This is a genomic window from Halomarina litorea (genome assembly GCF_024227715.1).
GTDB classification, from domain to species: Archaea; Halobacteriota; Halobacteria; order Halobacteriales; family Haloarculaceae; genus Halomarina; species Halomarina litorea.
This window is the reverse complement of record NZ_CP100449.1, coordinates 140,468-159,221: the sequence shown is the minus strand read 5'-3', so window position 1 is coordinate 159,221 and position 18,754 is coordinate 140,468. Positions and strand designations below refer to the sequence as shown.

17 protein-coding genes are annotated in these 18,754 nt (G+C 68.6%); 11 read left to right on the top strand and 6 right to left on the bottom strand.

Annotation, left to right across the window (positions count from 1 at the left end; genetic code table 11):
• The first annotated feature begins 80 nt into the window (after positions 1–80).
• Positions 81–470 carry an acyl-CoA thioesterase gene (locus NKG96_RS17945; RefSeq protein WP_254538527.1) on the top strand — a complete coding sequence of 130 codons (390 nt, stop codon included), beginning with the start codon at positions 81–83 and terminating at the stop codon, positions 468–470.
• 9 nt (positions 471–479) lie between these two features.
• On the opposite strand, the gene NKG96_RS17940 is transcribed toward NKG96_RS17945, so the two are convergent.
• From NKG96_RS17940 to NKG96_RS17925, 4 genes are all read right to left on the bottom strand, one after another.
• Entirely contained in the window at positions 480–1,619 is a 1,140-nt protein-coding gene (locus tag NKG96_RS17940; RefSeq protein WP_254538525.1) for an acyl-CoA dehydrogenase family protein, read from the bottom strand.
• A gap of 47 nt (positions 1,620–1,666) precedes the next feature.
• Entirely contained in the window at positions 1,667–3,043 is a 1,377-nt protein-coding gene (locus NKG96_RS17935; protein ID WP_254538524.1) for an MmgE/PrpD family protein, read from the bottom strand.
• A gap of 73 nt (positions 3,044–3,116) precedes the next feature.
• Entirely contained in the window at positions 3,117–4,223 is a 1,107-nt protein-coding gene (locus NKG96_RS17930) for a zinc-binding dehydrogenase (protein ID WP_254538523.1), read from the bottom strand.
• 69 nt (positions 4,224–4,292) lie between these two features.
• Entirely contained in the window at positions 4,293–5,498 is a 1,206-nt protein-coding gene (locus NKG96_RS17925; RefSeq protein ID WP_254538522.1) for an acyl-CoA dehydrogenase family protein, read from the bottom strand.
• An 893-nt stretch (positions 5,499–6,391) separates the two neighbouring features.
• Here NKG96_RS17925 and NKG96_RS17920 point away from each other — a divergent pair.
• Positions 6,392–7,174 carry an enoyl-CoA hydratase/isomerase family protein gene (locus tag NKG96_RS17920; RefSeq protein WP_254538521.1) on the top strand — a complete coding sequence of 261 codons (783 nt, stop codon included), beginning with the start codon at positions 6,392–6,394 and terminating at the stop codon, positions 7,172–7,174.
• Here NKG96_RS17920 and NKG96_RS17915 read toward each other — a convergent pair whose 3' ends face one another.
• Positions 7,175–8,311, bottom strand: a complete 1,137-nt coding sequence (locus NKG96_RS17915; protein ID WP_254538519.1) for an acyl-CoA dehydrogenase family protein — start codon at positions 8,309–8,311, stop codon at positions 7,175–7,177.
• 92 nt (positions 8,312–8,403) lie between these two features.
• Here NKG96_RS17915 and NKG96_RS17910 point away from each other — a divergent pair, with 92 nt between their 5' ends.
• From NKG96_RS17910 to NKG96_RS17870, 9 genes are all read left to right on the top strand, one after another.
• Complete coding sequence (locus tag NKG96_RS17910) at positions 8,404–9,582, top strand: thiolase domain-containing protein (protein WP_254538518.1); 1,179 nt, start codon at positions 8,404–8,406, stop codon at positions 9,580–9,582.
• The gene (locus NKG96_RS17905) at positions 9,579–9,992 is read left to right on the top strand and encodes a Zn-ribbon domain-containing OB-fold protein (RefSeq protein ID WP_254538517.1); all 414 of its coding nucleotides are present in this window, start codon (positions 9,579–9,581) and stop codon (positions 9,990–9,992) included. The genes NKG96_RS17910 and NKG96_RS17905 overlap by 4 nt, the downstream gene beginning before the upstream one ends.
• A gap of 96 nt (positions 9,993–10,088) precedes the next feature.
• Complete coding sequence (locus tag NKG96_RS17900; protein ID WP_254538515.1) at positions 10,089–11,279, top strand: acyl-CoA dehydrogenase family protein; 1,191 nt, start codon at positions 10,089–10,091, stop codon at positions 11,277–11,279.
• The gene (locus NKG96_RS17895) at positions 11,269–12,192 is read left to right on the top strand and encodes a TIGR03619 family F420-dependent LLM class oxidoreductase (RefSeq protein ID WP_254538514.1); all 924 of its coding nucleotides are present in this window, start codon (positions 11,269–11,271) and stop codon (positions 12,190–12,192) included. The genes NKG96_RS17900 and NKG96_RS17895 overlap by 11 nt, the downstream gene beginning before the upstream one ends.
• A gap of 79 nt (positions 12,193–12,271) precedes the next feature.
• On the top strand, positions 12,272–13,576 hold the full coding sequence (locus NKG96_RS17890; RefSeq protein ID WP_254538512.1) for an ABC transporter substrate-binding protein: 1,305 nt from the start codon (positions 12,272–12,274) through the stop codon (positions 13,574–13,576).
• A 30-nt stretch (positions 13,577–13,606) separates the two neighbouring features.
• Complete coding sequence (locus NKG96_RS17885; protein WP_254538511.1) at positions 13,607–14,503, top strand: branched-chain amino acid ABC transporter permease; 897 nt, start codon at positions 13,607–13,609, stop codon at positions 14,501–14,503.
• Entirely contained in the window at positions 14,500–15,570 is a 1,071-nt protein-coding gene (locus NKG96_RS17880) for a branched-chain amino acid ABC transporter permease (protein ID WP_254538510.1), read from the top strand. Before NKG96_RS17885 ends, NKG96_RS17880 begins: the two co-directional genes overlap by 4 nt.
• Positions 15,567–16,328: an ABC transporter ATP-binding protein gene (locus NKG96_RS17875; RefSeq protein ID WP_254538509.1), complete on the top strand. Its 762-nt coding sequence runs from the start codon at positions 15,567–15,569 to the stop codon at positions 16,326–16,328. The genes NKG96_RS17880 and NKG96_RS17875 overlap by 4 nt, the downstream gene beginning before the upstream one ends.
• On the top strand, positions 16,325–17,038 hold the full coding sequence (locus NKG96_RS17870; RefSeq protein WP_254538508.1) for an ABC transporter ATP-binding protein: 714 nt from the start codon (positions 16,325–16,327) through the stop codon (positions 17,036–17,038). Before NKG96_RS17875 ends, NKG96_RS17870 begins: the two co-directional genes overlap by 4 nt.
• An 18-nt stretch (positions 17,039–17,056) precedes the next feature.
• Here NKG96_RS17870 and NKG96_RS17865 read toward each other — a convergent pair whose 3' ends face one another.
• Positions 17,057–18,751, bottom strand: coding sequence for a class I adenylate-forming enzyme family protein (locus NKG96_RS17865; protein WP_254538507.1), 1,695 nt, complete (start codon positions 18,749–18,751; stop codon positions 17,057–17,059).
• Between the last annotated feature and the right edge of the window lie 3 nt (positions 18,752–18,754).

Here is an 18,754-nt window from a genome sequence, read left to right as displayed (position 1 = left end):
GGCGGAGTCGTCGAGTGACCTGCTATCCCCGTGGCGCGCGATGGCGGGAGGTTTAGTACGGCGGGGCGCCCCACGGCGGTATGGACGACCCGTTCGTCACCACGATTCAGGTACGGTTCAAGGACATCGACGCGATGGACCACGTCAACAGCGCCGTCTACTTCACCTACCTCGAACAGGCACGCGCCGCGTTCTACGACGAGGTCATCGGCGAGCGACTCGACCACGTCGACACCGTCATCGTCAGCCAGGAACTGACCTACCACGCGCCGGTCGAACTCGGCGCCGAGGTGCGCGTCGAACTCACCATCGACGGGATGGGGGAGTCCTCGCTCCCGATGTCCTACGAGGTGTACGGCGACGGCGAACTCGCGGCCACCGGCGAGTCGGTGCAGGTCGCGTACGACCGCGAGGCGGGGACCTCGACGCCCATCCCCGAGGTGTGGCGCGAGCGCATCGAGTCGTACTGACGACCGGACTCAGGCGAGGTCGGGCAGGCCGTCCTCGAAGACGGCGCTGGCGATCTGGTCTTTCAGCACCTCGTCGGTCCCGGCGGCGATGCGCCGCCCGCGCTGGAGGCGGTAGAGGTACTCCAGCGGGTGTTCGCGCTGGTAGCCCGTCGCGCCGAACACCTGCAGGGACTCGCTGACGACCTCTTCGGCGGTCCGCGAGGCGACGAGTTTCGCCATGCTCGTCGCCAGTCGGTCGGGAACGCGCCCGCGCGCCTCGGCTTCGAGGGCCGCCCGCCACGTCATGTTGCGCGAGATTTCGAGACTGGTGGCCATCTCCGCCACCTTCCAGCGCATCCCCTGGAACTCCGCGATGGGCTGGTCGAACTGTTCTCGCTGTTGGGCGTAGTCGACGGCCTTCTCGAAGGCACACCGCGCGATGGCGTTGGCGTAGGCGGCGCTCCCGCAGCGCTCCCAGTTGAGCGCCTTCAGTTGCTCCTTGAACGCCTCCCGGCCCCGAACGAGGACGTTCTCCGCCGGGACGGGGACGTCCTCCATGAAGAAGTGCGTCTGGGAGTGCCCGGCCATGTTCGTGTAGTGCTCGCCGACGTCCACGCCCGGCGCGTCGAAGTCCATCAGGACCGTCCCGAGGTTTCCATCGGGGAACCGACACCAGACGACGGCGGCGTCGGCGTCCTCGACGTAGCTGACCCATATCTTCTCGCCGTTCAACACGAAGTCGTCGCCGTCCGCCTCGACGTGGGTGTCCATCGCGCCCGCGTCGCTCCCGGCGTGAGGTTCCGAGATGGCGATGGAGAGCGCCGACTCGCCCGCGGTGACGGGCGGGAGGTAGCGCTCCTTCGCTTTCTCGGTACCGAACATCTCCACCGCCCGGGGGGCGACCATCGACTGCCCGTAGAGGTAGTTCGCCGTGTCGGGACAGACCCGCCCTACCGCCTCGATGGCGAGCATGGCCTCGAATTCGCCCATCCCGCCGCCGCCGTACTCCTCGGCGATGTTGATGCCGACGAGGCCCTGATCGGCGAGGGTCCGGGCGTTCTCCCACGGCAGTTCTCCGCCGTGCGAGCAGGCGTCCTCGGCGAACTCGCGTTCGGCGAGGTCCGAGACGAGTCTGAGAACCATCCGCTGTTCGTCGTCGAGTGCGAACATGGCTCACGAATGGCGGAGGGGGACAAATAGGTTCCCGTCGGCGCCGCCTACGAGAGCGACGACAGCACGCTCCCCGCGTCCTCTTGTTCCCGGAGCGAGTCGAGGCGGTCGTACGCCGCTCCCGCGTCGTCCCCCCGCCCCGCGCGCGCGAGACACATCTCGAACTTCTCGCGCAGTTCCGCATCCGAGAGTGGGTCCGCGGGCGTTCCCGGGGGCACCTCCTGTGTCCGTTCGTAGCGCTCGCCGTCGCGCGTCTCCAGTGTCACGGACGTGAAGTAGGGGTTGTACCCGAGGTCGGGGTCCACCTCGAAGGTCACGCGCTCGCGCACCGCCTGCACCTCGGGGTCGGAGACGTTCTCGTCGTCGAACGCCGCGAGGCCGACCCGGTCGCGCGCGGCCGCGCACGCGACGGTGTACTCCATCGAGAACTTCCCCTCCAGCCCCGTGCTCGGGTCGGGGTAGTGGAGGGCGTCGGCGGCCCCCTGCGAGGCCGACACCGTGATGGACTCCACGTCCTCGGGGGCCACGCCGTTCTCGGCGACGAGTTCCTCCGTTGCGTAGATGGCGGGGTGGGTGAAGTAACAGCAGGGGTACTTTTTCACCTGAATACCGTCCGTGCGGAGCGCCCACTCCTCGCCGAGGGAGGCCATCTCGCCGACGGCGGGGTCCGAGTTCCCCGAATAGAGGTCGATGAAGCCGCGGTCGAGGCCCATCGCGCCCGGCGTGGCGGTGTGGCCCCGCTCGGCGAGGAGCGCCGCCGTGAGACCCGACCGGGCGGCGTGGCCGGCGTGCATCGGCTTGGTCATCGTCCCGAAGTTCGCCTTCAGCCCCGCGGGCAGGGAGGCGGCGGCGTTCAGGGCGTGGCGCGCCTCGCCCTCGTCGAGTTCGAGGAGGGCCGCACCGGCCGCCGCCGCGCCGAACGTCCCGAAGGTGGCGGTGGCGTGCCACCCCCGCTCGTAGTGGGCCGGCAGGAGGGCGTCCGCGAGGTAACACTGCGTCTCGTAGCCCGCGACGTAGGCCGTCACCGCCGCCTCCCCCGACAGCCCCCGCGCTTCGGCGAGTACGAGGATGGGTGCGACGATGGGGACGCTCGGGTGCCACACGCCCCGAGTCACGTCGTCGAAGTCGAGCGCGTGTCCGGCGGTCCCGTTCGCGAAGGCGGCGTCCGCGAGGGAGGCGCTCCCGCCGCCGACGAGGGTGGCTGGACCGTCGCCACCCGTCGCCTCGATGGTCTCCATCGCGACCCGACCGGCGCCCTCCGCCGCGCCGGGGACGGTCACGCCGACGGTGTCGACGAAGGCGCGTTCGGCGGCGCGGACGAGGTCGTCGGGCAGGTCGTCGTACGCGAGGTCCGTGACGAACGCGGCGAGTTCCGCGTCGGGCGCCCGGTCCGTGACGTCGTTCGTCTCGCTGTGGTCGCTCATAGCAGGGGTGAACGGGCGGAGCGACATAACTCCGCGTGTCGGGTGGGGGAAGGAGGGGACCGCCCCGTCGCGCTCAGTCGTGGGCGTGGGGAATCAGCTTCGCCCGCGTCACCTCGCGGTTCTCCGACTTCTGGAGCGCCTCGCTCACGTCCACGAGGTCGAACTCGGCGTCGATGAGGTCGGCGTAGGGGTACGCCTCGTGGTGGTCGGTGAGGAACGAGAGCGCCTTGTGGAGGTACCACGGGTTGTACCGGACGGCGGAGGTGATGTCGATGGACTTCCGCGTGAGGAGGCCGGGGTCGAACTCGGTCATCTGGCCGGGCGAGACGTTGCCCATCTCGAGGTAGCGCCCGCCGTGGCGCAGGAGGTGGATGCCCTCCGAGAACGCGGCGGGGACGCCCGCCACCTCCACACCCACGTCCGCGCCGCGCCCGTCGGTGAGTTCTCGGACCCGCTCGGCGCGCGCCTCGACGGAGTCGTACTCGCGGAAGTCGACGACGTGGTCCGCGCCGAACTCCCTCGCCCGGTCGATACGGCCGTCGACGCCCTCCACGACGATGGTCTCCGCGCCGCGTTCGGTGGCGACGGCGATGGCATTCAGGCCGAGGCCGCCCGCCCCCTGGACGACGACGGTGTCGTCGTAACCGACGCCTACCTCGTCGAAGCCGAACAGCACCTGCGAGAGCGCGCAGTTCGCGCCCGCGGCGATGTTCGTCGGCAGGTCCTCGGGCACTTTGTAGAAGTACTGGTCGGGGTGGACGTAGTAGTGCGTCGCGAACGTCCCGTGGAAGTGCGGCGGCTCCTCGGGGGGCTTCGACCAGTAGCGATACGCGTTCTCACAGAGGTGGAACTCACCGACCAGACAGGCCGGACAGCGCCGACAGGTGATGTAGTAGACGGGGGCGATGCGGTCGCCTACCTCCACCGGTTCGCCCGCGTAGTCCGTCTCGACGCCCTCGCCGAGTTCCTTGATCCGACAGAGCGCCTCGTGACCGAGGACGCCCTCTTTCACCTGCGGGTGGTGGCCGCCCCAGATGTGCAGTTCGGACCCGCAGACGTTCGCCTGTTCCACCTCCGTGACGACGGCCCCCGGTTCCGCCTCGGGGACGGGATACTCCTTCAGTTCCAGTCGCTTGGGTTCGGCGAGGTAGGCCAGTCGTCCGGTTTCGCGTTCGGTCATGTGCGCACTGTTCGCAGGTGTCGGCATAAATGTTGCAGACCGCGACAGGGCGTTCGAGTCGGGGACGGCTCAGTACGACCGGGGCAGGCCGAGGACCTTCTCGCCGATGTAGTTTAACACCAGTTGCTGGGTGATGGGGACGAGGCGGGTGAGGCGCGCCTCCCGGAAGTAGCGCTCGACGTCGTACTCGGTGGCGACGCCGAACCCGCCGTGGGTCTGGACGGCGGCGTCGGCCGCCTCGAAGGCCGCGTCCGCCGAGAGGAACTTCGCCATGTTCGCGTACGCGCCGAGGTCGACGCTCTCACCGCTCGCGCTCTGGTTGGCGGCCGCGTACGTGAGCTGTCGGGCGGCCTGCAGGCGGGCGAACGCCTCCGCCAGCGGATGCTGGATGGCCTGGTTCGCGCCGATTGCGGTCCCGAACACCTCTCGCTCGTTGGCGTAGGACACCCCGCGGTCGATGGCCAGCCGACCCAGTCCGAGGCACTCGGCCGCGATGACGAGGCGCTCCTCGTTGAGGCCGTCGAGCACCTGGTAGAACCCCTGACCCTCCTCGCCGATGAGGGCGTCCTCGGGGAGGCGCAGGCCGTCGAAGTAGAGCTGGAAGGAGTGGACGAACTCGCTGGCCGACTTGTCGATGTGGTCCATCTCTAGTGCGCCCTGCTCGACGGCGTCCTCGACGTCCACGAGGAACATCGAGATGCCCCGCGTGCGCTTCTCCACCTCGTCTTTCGGGGTGGTGCGCGCGACGAGGACGAGGTAGTCGCTCACGTCGACCCGCGAGGTCCAGATCTTCTGGCCGGTGACGACCCACTCGTCTCCCTCCTTCTCCGCGCGCGTCTCGATGGACGTGGAGTCCGACCCCGCGTTCGGTTCGGTGAGGCCGAACGCCTGGATCGACGCCTCGCCGTCCGCCACCCGCGGCAGGAGGTCCTCCTTCATCGACTCGCTGCCGTACTTCACCAGTGGGACGGAGTTGTAGATGCCGCCGTGGACGGCCTGTGCGGCGGCGAACCCGCCGCCGCCGGCCGCGATCTCCTCCATCATCACGACCGTCTCGGGCGTCCCCATCCCCGCGCCGCCGTACTCTGCGGGGATCAGCGCGCCCATCCACCCCTCCTCGGCGAGGACGTCGACGAACTCGTGGGGGTACTCGCCCTCCGACGACCTCTCGCGCCAGTACTCGCGGTCGAAGTTCGCACAGATCTCCCGGATGGACTTGCGGACCAGCCGCTGGCTCTGCGAGAGCTCGAGGCTCCCGCCCAGAAATTCGGCCATACCCACCCGTGCGAGGCAGTCAGCAAAAGCATTGCCGTGGTCTCGCCGTCCGTGCTCGACGTTCGCCGGGCCGCCTCGTCCGCTCCAGCGTCCCGTACGGTCACTTCCGTGCTCCTCCCCCGCTGCTGGTCGAACCTCCCTCGCCGGGGGTCGAAGGTCCACCCGTGGAACTCCGACGAGGTAGCCGGAACCGACGACCAGTGCGATTCTGTGACACGCTTCTATTCCACAATGAGGAACCGAAAGAGGCGCCCCAAAAGCAGCCACTGACCCGAGTATCGGGCCGTATCGGGTCCTATTCACCTCAGAAATAATCTTCCTCGATGAGGAACTGACTATTGAGCGGCGGAGTGCTCTGTACGGCTTTGAGGGCCTCTCAAATGGCGCTGTTTCAGTCCCCCGGCTCGCGAGTGAAGCCGAGGGCTGGCACTGGTTCCCGTAGAAGTCCCTCAAGCGCGATACCGAGGGGTTCACCAATCGGAGTCGTGACCGCCGACTGGTTCCGGAACGCGGAACACACGTCCGGACCGTCGTGTCACACGAACGCACGACGAGGCGGTGCCGCCGGGCCGCGACCGGCCCCCCGCCCGGCGGTGTCTCCGACGACGGGTCGCCTTCCCCGGCCCTCGCCGGCGTCCGACCGCAGTCGAATCCGGTGCGGTCGACCCCCGTCACCAAAATCTGGATCTGTCGGGGCGTGGTGGAGCCACGAGTATTCCTGTCGTTACAAGCATATGCGTGTAATGTCACGTGGTCGGGTCTCTCGAGAAGGCAGGAACCCCGGTTCGTCTCGTTACGCGGAACGCTCCGTTTCGCCCGGGCGCGGGAGGCATAGAGTCAAGTGTCATGGTGTGTGTTCTCGAGACACGACCCGCCGCGTGCGGGCGGTACCCATGTACGACGACGTTCGATACGACACCGACGGGGGCATCGCGACGATAACCATCGACCGGCCGGAGGTGAAAAACGCGTTCCGCCGACAGACCATCCTCGAACTGAACGCCGCCCTGCGCGACGCGCGGGAGGACGAGGGCGTCTACGTCGTCGTCTTGACGGGCGCGGACGACGGGTTCTGCGCGGGGGCGGACGTCTCCACGATGCCCGACTGGTCCGGGGAGATGACCTACGAGGACTACGCGGGCTACCTCTGGGGCGTCCAGAACGTCGTCCGCCAGCTCCGAGGGATGTCGAAACCCTCCATCGCGGGCGTCGGCGGCCCGGCCGTCGGTGCGGGGTGTGACTTCGCGCTCGCCTGCGACCTGCGTGTCGTCGGGCCGAACGCCCTCCTCCGCGAGGGGTTCGTGAAGGTCGGACTCGTCCCCGGCGACGGCGGGGCGTGGTTGCTCCCGCGACTCGTCGGCGAGGCGAAAGCCCGCGAGTACCTGCTCACGGGCAGGGACATCACCCCCGAGGACTGCGTCGACCTCGGACTGGCCGTCGAGGAGCGCGAGGACCCGCTCGCCGGCGCAGTCGCCCTCGCCGAGGAGATACTCGCGCTGCCCGCGCTGGCCGTCCGCCGGACGAACGACCTCGTGGACCCCGAGCAGTCCTTCGAGGAGTACTGCGAGCGAGCCATCGACTACCAGTGGGACTGCGTCAACGACGAGGAGCACTCGGAGGCCATCGCCGCCTTCTCGGAGAAACGCGCGCCCGAGTACGACCGGGACTACTCCTGACTACGCGAGGTCCGGCAGGCCGTCGCGCTTGAGGACGGCGGCGATCTGGTTCTTCTGTATCTCGTCGGTCCCAGCCGCGAGCCGACGGCCGCGCGCGAGGCGGTAGAGGTACTCCAGCGGGTGGTCGCGCTGGTAGCCGTTCGCCCCGTGGATCTGGAGGGACTCGCTGACGACGCGTTCGACCGTCTCGCTGGAGAGCAGTTTCGCCAGCGAGGCGTCGAGGCGGTCCGGAATCCGCCCCTGTTCGTGGGCGCGGGTGGCCGCCCGGTAGGTGAGCGCGCGGGAGGCTTCGAGGTCTTTCGCCATGTCCGCGAGTTTCCACTCGATACCCTGGAAGTCGCCGATTGGCTGGCCGAACTGCTCGCGGTCGCCGGCGTACTGGATGGCCTTGTCGAGGGCGCACCGCGAGATGCTGTTGGCGAGCGTCGCACTCCCCAGCCGTTCCCAGTTGAGCGCCTGTAACTGCTGTTTGAACCCCTCTTTCCCCCGGGTGACGACGTTCGCCTCGGGGACGACGACGTCCTCCATGCGGAACTGGGTCTGCTCGTGTTCGGCCATGTTGGTGTAGTGCTGGTCGACGCTCACCCCGTCCCAGTCGAACTCGACGACGACGGACCCCAGCCCCTCGGGGAACCGCGTCCAGACCACCGCCGCGCTGGAGTGCTGGACGTTGCTCACCCAGATCTTCTCGCCGTTCAGGACGAGGTCGCCGTCCTCCTCTACGACTTCGGTGCGCATCGACCCCACGTCGCTGCCCGACTCGGGTTCGGAGATGGCGATAGCGATGCTGTCCTCGCCCGCCGTCACCGGGGGGAGGTAGCGCTCTTTGGCCTCCTCGGTCCCGAACATCTCGATGGCGCGCGGCGCGACCATCTGCTGGTTGTAGAGGAACTCGGCCGTGTCCGGGCAGACCCGCCCCACCGCCTCGATGGTGAGCATGGCGTCAAACTCCGTCATCCCCCCGCCGCCGTACTCCTCGGCGATGTTGATGCCGAGGAAGCCCTGTTCGGCCAGCAGTTCGACGTTCGCCCACGGCGGGTCGCCCTGCCACTCGAAGGCGCGGTCCGCGAACTCCCGCTCTGCGAGGTCCTCAAGCGACGATACGAGCATCTGCTGCTCCGCTGAGAGTGCGATCATCACCCACACCTTCCGGTGTCCGCTAATAAGCGTTGGCACCCTCCCCCCGGTCGTGGTAAAGACTTACGTCCCCGTGCCCGGAGAGACGAGCCATGACGGCCCGAGAGCCGGTGTTCGTGGCGGGTGCCTTCGAGCACCCGACGCGCGAGGCACCGGAGAAGTCGACGATGCAACTGCACGCCGAGGTGGCCCGCGGGGCCCTCGACGACGCGGGACTGACGAAAGACGACGTGGACGCCTACTTCACGGCGGGGATGCCGTGGTACGAACACGGCCTCACGCCGCTCATCATGGCCGACTACATGGGGCTGGACGTGGCGTACGCCGACACCACCGACTACGGCGGCTCCTCGTACGTGAGCCACGTCGGCCACGCCGCCAGCGCCATCCGCGACGGCAAGTGCGACGTCGCCCTCGTCACTCTCGCGGGTCGGCCCCGGTCGGAGAGCCACACCAGCGGTGCCAGCGCGAGTCCCCTGCGGACGATGCAGGACTCCTTCGAGGTCATCTACGGGGCATCCACCCTCTCGAAGTACGCCGTCGCCGCCCAGCGTCACATGCACGAGTTCGGCACGACGAGCGAGCAACTCGCCGAGATACGGGTCGCCGCCTCGGAGCACGCCCAGCACAACGAACACGCGATGTACCGCGACCCGGTGACCGTCGAGGACGTGGTCTCCTCGCGGATGATTGCGGACCCACTCCACCTGCTGGATTGCTGTGTCGTCTCCGACGGCGGCGGCGCACTCGTCGTCGTCAGCGACGACGTTCGCCGAGCAATCGAGCGCGAGTGCGTCGAGGTGCTGGGCCACGGCGAGGCCGTCAAACACCTCGACGCCGGCCGGACGGACCTGACGTACACCGGCGCGGCGGACTCCGGCCCGCGGGCGTTCGCCGAGGCGGGCCTCGGTCCCGAAGACGTGGACTACGCCTCCATCTACGACTCCTTCACCATCACCGTCCTCCAGACCATCGAGGACCTCGGGTTCTGCGCGAAGGGCGAGGGCGGGTCGTTCGTCGAAGGGGGCACCCTGCAGGCCCCGGACGGAGACCTGCCGTTCAACACGGACGGCGGCGGCCTCTGTTCGAACCACCCCGGAAACCGCGGCGGGATGACGAAGGTCATCGAGGCCGTCCGCCAGTTGCGGGGCGAGGCCAACGCCCCCGTGCAGGTCGAGGACGCGCAGGTCGCTCTCGCCCACGGGACGGGCGGGAGTCTCGGGACGCGCCACGGCTCCGTGACGGCGCTCCTCGGGAGGGACGACCGATGACGTGGGAACCCCGCCCCCTCCCGAAGCCCACCCCCGAAACCGAGGAGTTCTGGCGGGCGGCGACCGAAGGGAAGTTCCTCCTCTCCGCGTGCCGAGAGTGCGGGCTCACGTATCACTACCCGCGGGCGCTCTGTCCGGACTGCTTCAGCGACGACGTCGAGTGGCGCGAGGCCGAAGGGACGGGCGAGGTGTACTCCTACACCGTCATGCGCGGCGTCTCAGGGTGGCCCGAGTCCTCGCTCCCGCTGGTGTACGCCCACGTCGAACTCGACGAGGGCCCGCGTGTCATCACCAACGTCGTGGACTGCGACCCCGACGAAGTCGAGGTGGGGATGCCCGTCGAGGTGCGCTTCGAGGAGACGGACCGCGAGGACGTCGCGGTGCCCGTCTTCGCCCCCCGCGAGGACTGACTCCCGCGCCCGTCGGGGGGCGGCTCGTGGGGTCACCGTCGTCCGGTCTCGTCACCCACGCGAACACTTATCACAGCTACGACAGAGGTGACGGCTATGACGGTCGAACTGACCGAGTCACAGCGGGACCTGTGGGACCGAGCGCGCGCGTTCGGCGAGGAGCACATCGAACCGGTCGCGATGGAGTACGTCGAGTCCGGCGAGTGGCCGTGGGAGGTCTACCGGAAGGCGGCCGAGGCGGGCCTCATCGGTCTGCCCTTCGAGGAGGCCTACGGGGGGCAGAACGCCTCGCTCGTCGAGCAGTGTCTCGTCGCGGAGGCGTTCTGCCGGGCCGACTCCTCGGTCGGCATCGCCCTCCACGGCGCGATGACAGGCTGTTTCGTCATGGACTCGTTCGGCTCCCCGCAGCAGAAGGAACGCTGGCTCGAACCGGTGACGCGCGGGGAGATAACCACGGGCATCGGCCTCACGGAACCCGACACGGGGTCGGCGCTCGCGGAACTCACGACGACGGCAGAGCGGGTCAGCGGACCCGCAGGGGAGGAGTACGTCATCGACGGCGAGAAGGACTGGATCGCCAACGGCGCGAGCGGCGACTGGGTGGCGACGCTCTGCCGGACGGACCCAGACGTGGACCCCGAGAAGCCCTACCGGGGGCTGAGCCTCATCGTCGTCCCCACCGACAGCGAGGGGTACGACGCGACGCCCCGCGACCGACTCGGCCTCGACGCGGCCGAACACGCCCGCATCACCTACGACGAGGTTCGAGTCCCCGCCGAGAACTTGCTCGGCGACGAGGAGGGCCAGGGGTTCTACCAGACGCTCGCGTGGCTGGAACACGGTCGGGTCGACATCGCTGCCGCCCATCTCGGGATGGCGGAGGGGGCGTTCGACCGGGCGCTCGCCTTCTCGAAGGAGCGCGAACAGGGCGGCCAGCCCATCGGCGACTACCAGGGGATGCGCTGGAAACTCGCCGACATGCGAAAGAACTGTCAGGTGGCCAGAGCGCAGGTGTACCACGCCGCCCGGACCATCGACGCGGCGGAACGCGAGAGCCGCGAGGTGGACCAGTCGCTCATCGAGCAGGCGAGCATCGCGAAACTGTTCGCGACGGAGATGGCCTGCGAGGTGGCCGAGGAGGCGGTGCAGGTGTTCGGCGGAAAGGGCTTCGCCCGCGAACACGAGGTCGAACACTTCTACCGCGACGTGAAGGCCGGCACCATCTACGAGGGGACGAGCGAGATACAGCGAAACACCATCGGGAAGGTGCTGTTCGATGAACTCTGAGGGAATCGAGTTCGGCGTGATGCTCTCGACGTTCGGCGACCACGCCACCCCCGAGGCGTTCCGTCGGGTCGCGCAGACGGCGGAACGCGAGGGGTTCGACGCGGTGTGGGCCGGCGACCACGTCACCTTCCCCGCGGACATCCCCGACGAGTACCCGTTCTCCCGCTCGGGGGAGTCGCCCTTCCACGTCTCGCAGGACGCCTACGACGTCTTCGACGTGCTCTCGCACCTCGCGGGCGTCACCGACGAGATACAGTTGGGCACGAACACCTGCATCGTCCCGTACCGCCACCCCGTCGATTTGGTCCGGGAGGCGCTGACGGTGGAAGCGCTCTCGGGCGGCCGGTTCGACTTCGGCGTCGCGCCGGGGTGGCTCCGCACCGAGTTCGAGGTACTCGACGTCCCCTTCGAGGAACGCGGCTCCCGGACCGACGAGTTCCTCCGCCTGTTCGAACGCGCCCGCGAGGAGGGGCAACTCGCCTTCGACGGTCCCCACCACTCCTTCCAGGAGACGGGCTTCTACCCCACGCCGGGCGAGGGCAGACCCAAGGTCTGGATCGGCGGCCGGTCCGGGGCCGCCTTCCGCCGCGTCGGCGAGTTCGGCGACGGGTGGACCATCTTCTGGGACCACCCGGAGGACGTCGCCAGCGCCCGCGAACGGATGGGTCGTGCGTGGGACGACTACGACCGCACGGGGACTCCCGAGGTCGCCGTCGTCCGGGCGGTCCACGTCGGGTCCGACGTCGACCGGGATACCCTCCTCGTCGGCGAGGCGTCGAAGGTGATCGAGGACGTAGAGGCGTACGTCGAGGCGGGGACCACCCGCATCGTCCTCGACTTCTACACCACGGACGTTGACGAACAGGTCGAGCAGGTCGAACGGTTCGGGCGGGAGGTGGCGAGCGAGTTCTGAGTGTCCCTCCTCCGGTCGGTTCCCGTCATCCTCTGGGTGACACATAACTATAAATAAGGGCAGTGCTACTTGCCATCGAATGACACGCAGCAGTAGACGCACCTTCCTCAAAGGGACGGGTACCGCTTCGATCGGCGCACTGACGGCGCTCGCGGGTTGTGCGGGCGACGGCGGCAACGGAGACGGTGGTGGCGGCGGTGACGGAGGCGACAGCGGCGGAGGCGGAAACGGGAGCGGTGGCGGGGGCGGCGGGGGTGGTGGCACCCAGTCGCTCAAGATCGGCCATCTGGTCCCGCTCTCCGGTCCGTTCGCGACCATCGGCGAACCATCGCAGAAGGGCGCCGACCTCGCCGTCAAGCAGGTGAACGACGCCGGCGAGGGCGTCGAACTGGAGGTCGTCCACAAGGACACGGAGTCCTCGCCCGATACGGGCGTCCAGCGGGCCCGCGAACTCGTCCAGCAAGAGGAGGTGGACGTGCTCCTCGGCTTCGCGAGCAGTTCGGTCGCGAAGGCCGTCTCCGAGTTCGCGGCGAGCCAGGACGTCCTCGCGGTGGCGACCATCGCCCAGACGCCGACCATCACCGGTTCGGAGTGCAAACCCCAGACCTTCCGGACGGCGTCGAACCTCGACCAGTTGACGACGGGACTGGCCCAGACCACCGCCTCACTCACCGACGGGTCGGCCATCGCGGGCGTCATCCCCGACTACTCCTTCGGCAAGGAGACGTGGGCGGTGTTTCAGGAGGAGATGTCGGCACAGGCCGACGCCTCCGTCGTCGCGGAGACCTTCCCCGCGTTCGGGAAGGGGGACTTCCAGAACGAGATTCAGGCGGTCCTCGACGCCGGTCCGGACATCGTCTACACGTCGCTGTGGGCGGGCGACCTCATCACCTTCATCAAGCAGGCCCAGCAGTACGACTTCTTCGAGCAGGTGCCGGAGTTCGTCGCCGGGAGCGGCGCCATCACGGACGTCTCCCGGTCGCTCGGGTCCGACATGGTCGAGATGATCGCCGTCGACCGATACTTCTTCCAGTACCCCGACACGGAGCGCAACACCGCCTTCGTCGAGGCGTGGCGCGAGGAGTACGACGAGATTCCCCTCAACGTCGGCCAGGAGACCTACGCCGGGGTGTACGCGCTCATGAACGCCATCACCGAGAGCGGCGGGACGAGCACCGACGACCTCGTCTCGGGGCTCGAGGGACTGGAGTTTCAGGCCCCTGAGGGGACGAAACGAATCCGCGCCGCGGACCACCAGGTCATCGACGAGAACATCTGGACCGGGCGCATCGGCCCCGTCGACGACCTGGAGTTCTACGGCTTCACCGAGATGAATCCGGTCCCCGGCGAGAGCGTCACGCCCGAACCGAACTGTGAGATGTAGCTCCCCCCTCGCAATGAACTCCACACGACTATGACCGACCTCGCCAGTATCGGCATCGCCCTCGTCAACGGCGTCGCCAACGGGATGCTGTTGTTCCTCGCCGCCGTCGGCCTGACGCTCATCTTCGGCGTCCTCGGCGTGCTGAACTTCGCCCACGGCTCGCTGTACATGCTCGGGGCGTACTTCACGTTCTTCCTCGTGACGGCGAGCGGGCCGTTCGCGTTCTTCAACGGACAGTTCTGGCTCGCGCTCCTCGTCGCACCGCTGCTCGTCGCGGTGGTCGGCGGCGTCATCGAGCGGGTGCTCATCCGCCCCATCTACGACCGCGACCACGAGTTCCAGTTGCTCCTGACGTTCGCCGTCGTCCTCGTGATCGACAACGCCGCCCGCATCTTGTGGGGGACCGACTTCCGGTCCATCGGCGTCCCGGCGGGCCTCGACTTCCAGGTGTCACTGCTGGGTCGGGGCTACCCGGTCTACAACCTCTTCCTCATCGCTGTCGGGGCGGTGTTCGCGCTGGGGATGTGGCTGGTGTTCGAGCGGACCCGCGTCGGCAAGATGGTCCGGGCTGCCGCACAGGACCGCGACATCGCAAACGCCCTCGGCGTGAACGTCCCCCTGCTGTTCACCGCGATGTTCGTCGCGGGGAGCGTCCTCGCGGGACTGGGCGGGGCGCTCTCGGCTCCCTATCAGACTATCCAGCCGACGATGGGCGAGAGCATCATCATCAACTCGTTCGTCGTCGTCGTCGTCGGCGGTCTGGGGTCGTTCTCCGGGGCGCTCGTCGGTGCACTCCTCATCGGGGTGGTCAACTCCCTCGCGTTCCTCGTCGCCCCGGCGCTCCAGCCGGTCATCCCGTTCGTCCTGATGGCCATCGTGTTGCTGAGCATGCCCACCGGCCTGTTCGGCAGGGAGGTGACGGCGTGAGCGCACGCACCGACCTCGTGAGTCGGGTCTGGTCTCGACGGGGTGCCGTCCTCGCCGCCGCCGTCGTCCTCGCCGCGCTCCCGCTCGTCGCGGGCGGCGTCCTCGGCGAGTACGAACTCGGCTTGCTGATCACGGTGATGATACTGACGCTGTTCGCGACGAGTTTCAACCTCCTGTTCGGCTACACGGGGTTGCTCTCGTTCGGGCACGCGGCGTACTTCGGTCTCGCGGCGTACGCCTTCGGCATCCTTCTCAGCGGCCGCATCGAGATGCTCCCGGCGGCCTTCGAGTCGTTCCTGGTCGGCGGTGTGGTGGCCGTCATCGCTGCCGCCGCGTTCGCGGCCGTCGTCGGCCTGCTCTGCGTCCAGCGCGGCGAGATATACTTCGCCATGCTCACCCTCGCATTCAACATGATGCTATACCAGGTCGCGTTCCAGTGGGACGACGTGACGGGCGGTGCGAACGGCATCACGGTGAGTGCGCCGGTGGTCGAACTGCCGGGGCTGACGGTGAACTTGCTGGACACGGTGACGTTCTACTACGTCACGTTCGCTGTCCTCGTCGGCTCGCTGGCGGTGCTCTGGCGCGTCGTCAACTCGCCGTACGGCGCACTCCTGAAGGTCATCCGCGAGAACCCACAGCGCGCGGAACTCGTCGGCATCCCGGTCAAGCGCTACCAACTCTCGGCGTTCGTCGTCGCGGGCCTGTTCGCGGGCGTCGGCGGCGTGCTGTTCTCGGTCAGGAACTTCATCGTCACCCCCGAGACGCTCCACTGGTCGATGAGCGCGGAACCCGTGCTCATCACGCTGCTCGGCGGTCCCGCGTCGTTCTTCGGGCCGGCCATCGGGTCGTTCGTCTTCGTCTTCCTGGAGGAGTGGCTGACGAGCATCACCGACTACTGGCAGATCGGACTAGGCATCGTGCTCATTCCCATCGTCCTGTTCGTCCCCGGCGGCCTCGTCGGCCTCGCGACGGGTGACGGGACCGAGGCGGTCCGATCGTTACTCGGGCGGGACGGGGACCCGGACACCACCCGCGAGCGCCCGGCGGAGGTGGACGAGCGATGACGGCCCCGCTCCTCGAACTGGACGGGGTGACGAAGCGCTTCGGCGAACTCGTCGCCGTAGACGACATCTCGCGCACGCTCGCCCGCGAGGAACTGTGCGCGCTCATCGGCCCGAACGGGGCCGGCAAGACGACGATGTACAACCTGCTCATCGGGACGCTGACGCCGACGGAGGGGCGGATTCGGTTCGACGGGCGGGACGTGACCACCACGTCGCCCGCCGAACGCACGCACCTCGGCATCGGGCGCTCGTTCCAGGTGACGAACGTCTTCGAAGGTCTCACCGTTCGGGAGAACATCCGCGCGCCGGTCATCTCCCGGTCCGACGAACGCTGGAACGCGTTCGGCCGGGCGGGGGCGGACGAGGACATCACCGCCGGGACCGACGAGGTGCTGGACCTCGTCGGACTGGGCGACATCGCCGACGAGCCGGTGACGGAACTCTCCTACGGGGACAAGCGCCGGGTCGAGATCGGCATCGTGCTGGCGACGGACCCGCAACTCGTCCTCCTCGACGAACCCACGGCGGGGATGAACCCGACGGAGACGGAGAAGATGGTCGACCTCGTCGAGGACTTAGACGCGCGCACCGACATGACCTTCCTCGTCACGGAACACGACATCGACATCGTGTTCTCCATCGCGGACCGGGTTCTCGTCCTCGACCGGGGGAGCATCATCGCAGACGGGACGCCCGACGAGATTCGCCGGGACGAGCGCGTCCAGAGTGCCTACCTCGGCGGGGAGGTGGCGGAATGAGCCTGCTGGAACTGGAGGACGTCCACACCTACTACGGGCAGAGCCACGTCCTCCACGGCGTGTCGATGGATGTCGAGGAGGGGGAGATCGTCGCCCTCCTCGGGCGGAACGGCGCGGGCAAGACCACCACCCTGCGGAGCATCGTCGGGCTGACCCCGCCCCGGTCGGGGTCGGTCACGTTCCACGGCGAGCGAATCGACGGTCTCGCCCCCTTCCAGACCGCGCGGCGCGGTATCGGCTACGTTCCGGAGGACCGCCGGGTGTTCCCGGACCTCAGCGTGGCGGACACGCTGGAGGTGACGATGGCCCGCGACTCGCCGTGGGACCACGACCGCATCTACGAGTTGTTCCCGGCGCTGGACGAACACTCCCACCGTCTCGGCGGGCAGCTGAGCGGCGGCCAACAGCAGATGCTCACCATCGCACGCGCGCTGGTGACCGACCCCGACCTCCTCGTTCTCGACGAACCGAGCGAGGGGCTGGCCCCGAACATCGTCGCGGACCTGCGGACGCTCCTGAAGGAGGTCATCGAGACGGGCATCACCGTGTTGCTCACCGAGCAGAACACGGCGTTCGCCTTCGCGCTCGCCGAACGCGCGTACCTATTGAGCAAGGGACAAGTTACGTGGGAGGGGACCGTAGCTGAACTGCGGGACAGCGAGGAGGTCATCGGACAGTACCTCGCCGTCTCGGACGCCGGGTCGCCGTAAATCAACTGTCAGAGGCGCTCACTCGCCGCCGCCCGCCCGGATGCCGTGTCGCAACGGCTCGGGCAGGAGGTCGCTCTTCACCACCTTGCCGCCGGGATTCTTCGGGAGTTCGTCGAGGATGCGGAACACCTCGGGTATCTTGTAGTCGGCGAGTCGACCCGCACAATGTTCGCGCAGGTCGTCCTCGGTGAGGCGGACGCCCTCGCGGGGGACGACGGCACCGAGGACCCGCTCGCCGAGCACCTCGTCGGGGAAGCTCGTGACGCTCGCCTCGAGGACCCCCGCGTGGGCGACCAGCACCTCCTCGACGTCGAGGGCGTAGACGTTCTCGCCCCCCCGGACGATCTTGTCGCGCCCCCGGCCCCGCAGTTCGACGAAGCCGTCCCCGTCGATGGTGGCGAGGTCGCCGGTGTAGTACCACCCGTCCTCGAAGGACTCCGCCGTCGCTTCGGGCCGGTCGAGGTACGACTCGACGACGATGGGGCCGCGGATGGCGAGTTCGCCCGTCTCACCGGGGCCGAGCGGGATCCGGTCGTCGTCGACGACTGCCAGTTCCATCGGCGGCGTGGGCAGCCCGATGGTCGAGGCGCGCTCGTCGGTGTACTCGTCGGGACACATCGTCACGAGGCCGCCGACGGTCTCGGTCGTGCCGTAGGCGTCACACAGCGCGACGTCCGGGAACGACTCGCGGAGCCGCCGGACCGACTCGGCGGGCATGGGTGCGCCGCCGTAGGCCGCGACCGCCCATGAGTCGAGGTCGTAGGCCGAGGGGTCGCCCCGCGCCATCGCGAGCGTGTAGTTCGTCGGCACGTCGAGGACGAACTCGACGCGTTCGGTCTCGATGGTCCCGAGGAACGTCTCGGGTGACGCTCCGTCGAGGATCACCGTGGTCCCCCGGCTCACTATCGTGTGCAACAGGTTGGCGACGAGGCCCGCGACGTGGAAGAGCGGCACCGTCACCATCGACCGGAGGCCGTCGCCGGTCGCGAAACTCGTCCGGTAGTTGTGTGCGCCGTTGGCGAGGTGGAAGCCATCGATGACACACCCCTTGGGGTGTCCCGTCGTCCCCGACGTGTAGAGGACGGCCGTCGGGTCCGTCTCGTCCGTCGTCGGTCGGGGAGGGTCCCCGGCGGCGGGGAGGTCGGCGTAGGGCCGTTCCTCGCCCGTCTCCTCACCGTCCGTGACGAACACTGGCGTCCCGTCGGGGACGCCCGCCTCGCGGACCGTATCGGCGAGGTCCCCGTCCCCGACCAGGCAGGCGGGGTCGGCCGTCGTCAGCAGGAAGTCGAGTTCTCGCGGCGAGACGCGCGTGTTGACCGGGGCGGCGACCGCACCGACCCGAACCGCGGCGAAGAATGCCTCCACGAACGCCGGCCCGTTCGAGCAGACGAGGGTGACGAGGTCGCCCGCCCCGACGCCCGCGCTTGCGAGTCCCGCGGCGACCCGGTCGACCCGTTCGTCGAGGGTCGCGTACGTCCAGCGCTCGCCCGACTCGGGGAAGACGACCGCCTCCCGGTCGGGTTCACGCTCCACCGCGCGCGCGAGGAGGCCGTCCACGCCGGCGGGTCCGTCCTCGCCGGTCGGCCGGTCGGCGTACGCCCTGACGCTGTACCCGTCGCGCTCGACCGTCTCCAGTTCGGGGAACGCCTCCGGGTCGTGGCCGACCACGCCGTCCCGCCAGCGAATCGTGTCCGTGTCGAAGCCCTGTTCCATCGT

Coding starts and splice junctions, on each gene's coding strand:
- NKG96_RS17870 (WP_254538508.1), top strand. CDS start 16,325: ATGAGCCTGCTGGAACTGGAGGACGTCCACACCTACTACGGGCAGAGC.
- NKG96_RS17875 (WP_254538509.1), top strand. CDS start 15,567: ATGACGGCCCCGCTCCTCGAACTGGACGGGGTGACGAAGCGCTTCGGC.
- NKG96_RS17865 (WP_254538507.1), bottom strand. CDS start 18,751: ATGGAACAGGGCTTCGACACGGACACGATTCGCTGGCGGGACGGCGTG.
- NKG96_RS17910 (WP_254538518.1), top strand. CDS start 8,404: ATGACGGCCCGAGAGCCGGTGTTCGTGGCGGGTGCCTTCGAGCACCCG.
- NKG96_RS17915 (WP_254538519.1), bottom strand. CDS start 8,311: ATGATCGCACTCTCAGCGGAGCAGCAGATGCTCGTATCGTCGCTTGAG.
- NKG96_RS17885 (WP_254538511.1), top strand. CDS start 13,607: ATGACCGACCTCGCCAGTATCGGCATCGCCCTCGTCAACGGCGTCGCC.
- NKG96_RS17935 (WP_254538524.1), bottom strand. CDS start 3,043: ATGAGCGACCACAGCGAGACGAACGACGTCACGGACCGGGCGCCCGAC.
- NKG96_RS17940 (WP_254538525.1), bottom strand. CDS start 1,619: ATGTTCGCACTCGACGACGAACAGCGGATGGTTCTCAGACTCGTCTCG.
- NKG96_RS17900 (WP_254538515.1), top strand. CDS start 10,089: ATGACGGTCGAACTGACCGAGTCACAGCGGGACCTGTGGGACCGAGCG.
- NKG96_RS17945 (WP_254538527.1), top strand. CDS start 81: ATGGACGACCCGTTCGTCACCACGATTCAGGTACGGTTCAAGGACATC.
- NKG96_RS17890 (WP_254538512.1), top strand. CDS start 12,272: ATGACACGCAGCAGTAGACGCACCTTCCTCAAAGGGACGGGTACCGCT.
- NKG96_RS17930 (WP_254538523.1), bottom strand. CDS start 4,223: ATGACCGAACGCGAAACCGGACGACTGGCCTACCTCGCCGAACCCAAG.
- NKG96_RS17905 (WP_254538517.1), top strand. CDS start 9,579: ATGACGTGGGAACCCCGCCCCCTCCCGAAGCCCACCCCCGAAACCGAG.
- NKG96_RS17920 (WP_254538521.1), top strand. CDS start 6,392: ATGTACGACGACGTTCGATACGACACCGACGGGGGCATCGCGACGATA.
- NKG96_RS17925 (WP_254538522.1), bottom strand. CDS start 5,498: ATGGCCGAATTTCTGGGCGGGAGCCTCGAGCTCTCGCAGAGCCAGCGG.
- NKG96_RS17895 (WP_254538514.1), top strand. CDS start 11,269: ATGAACTCTGAGGGAATCGAGTTCGGCGTGATGCTCTCGACGTTCGGC.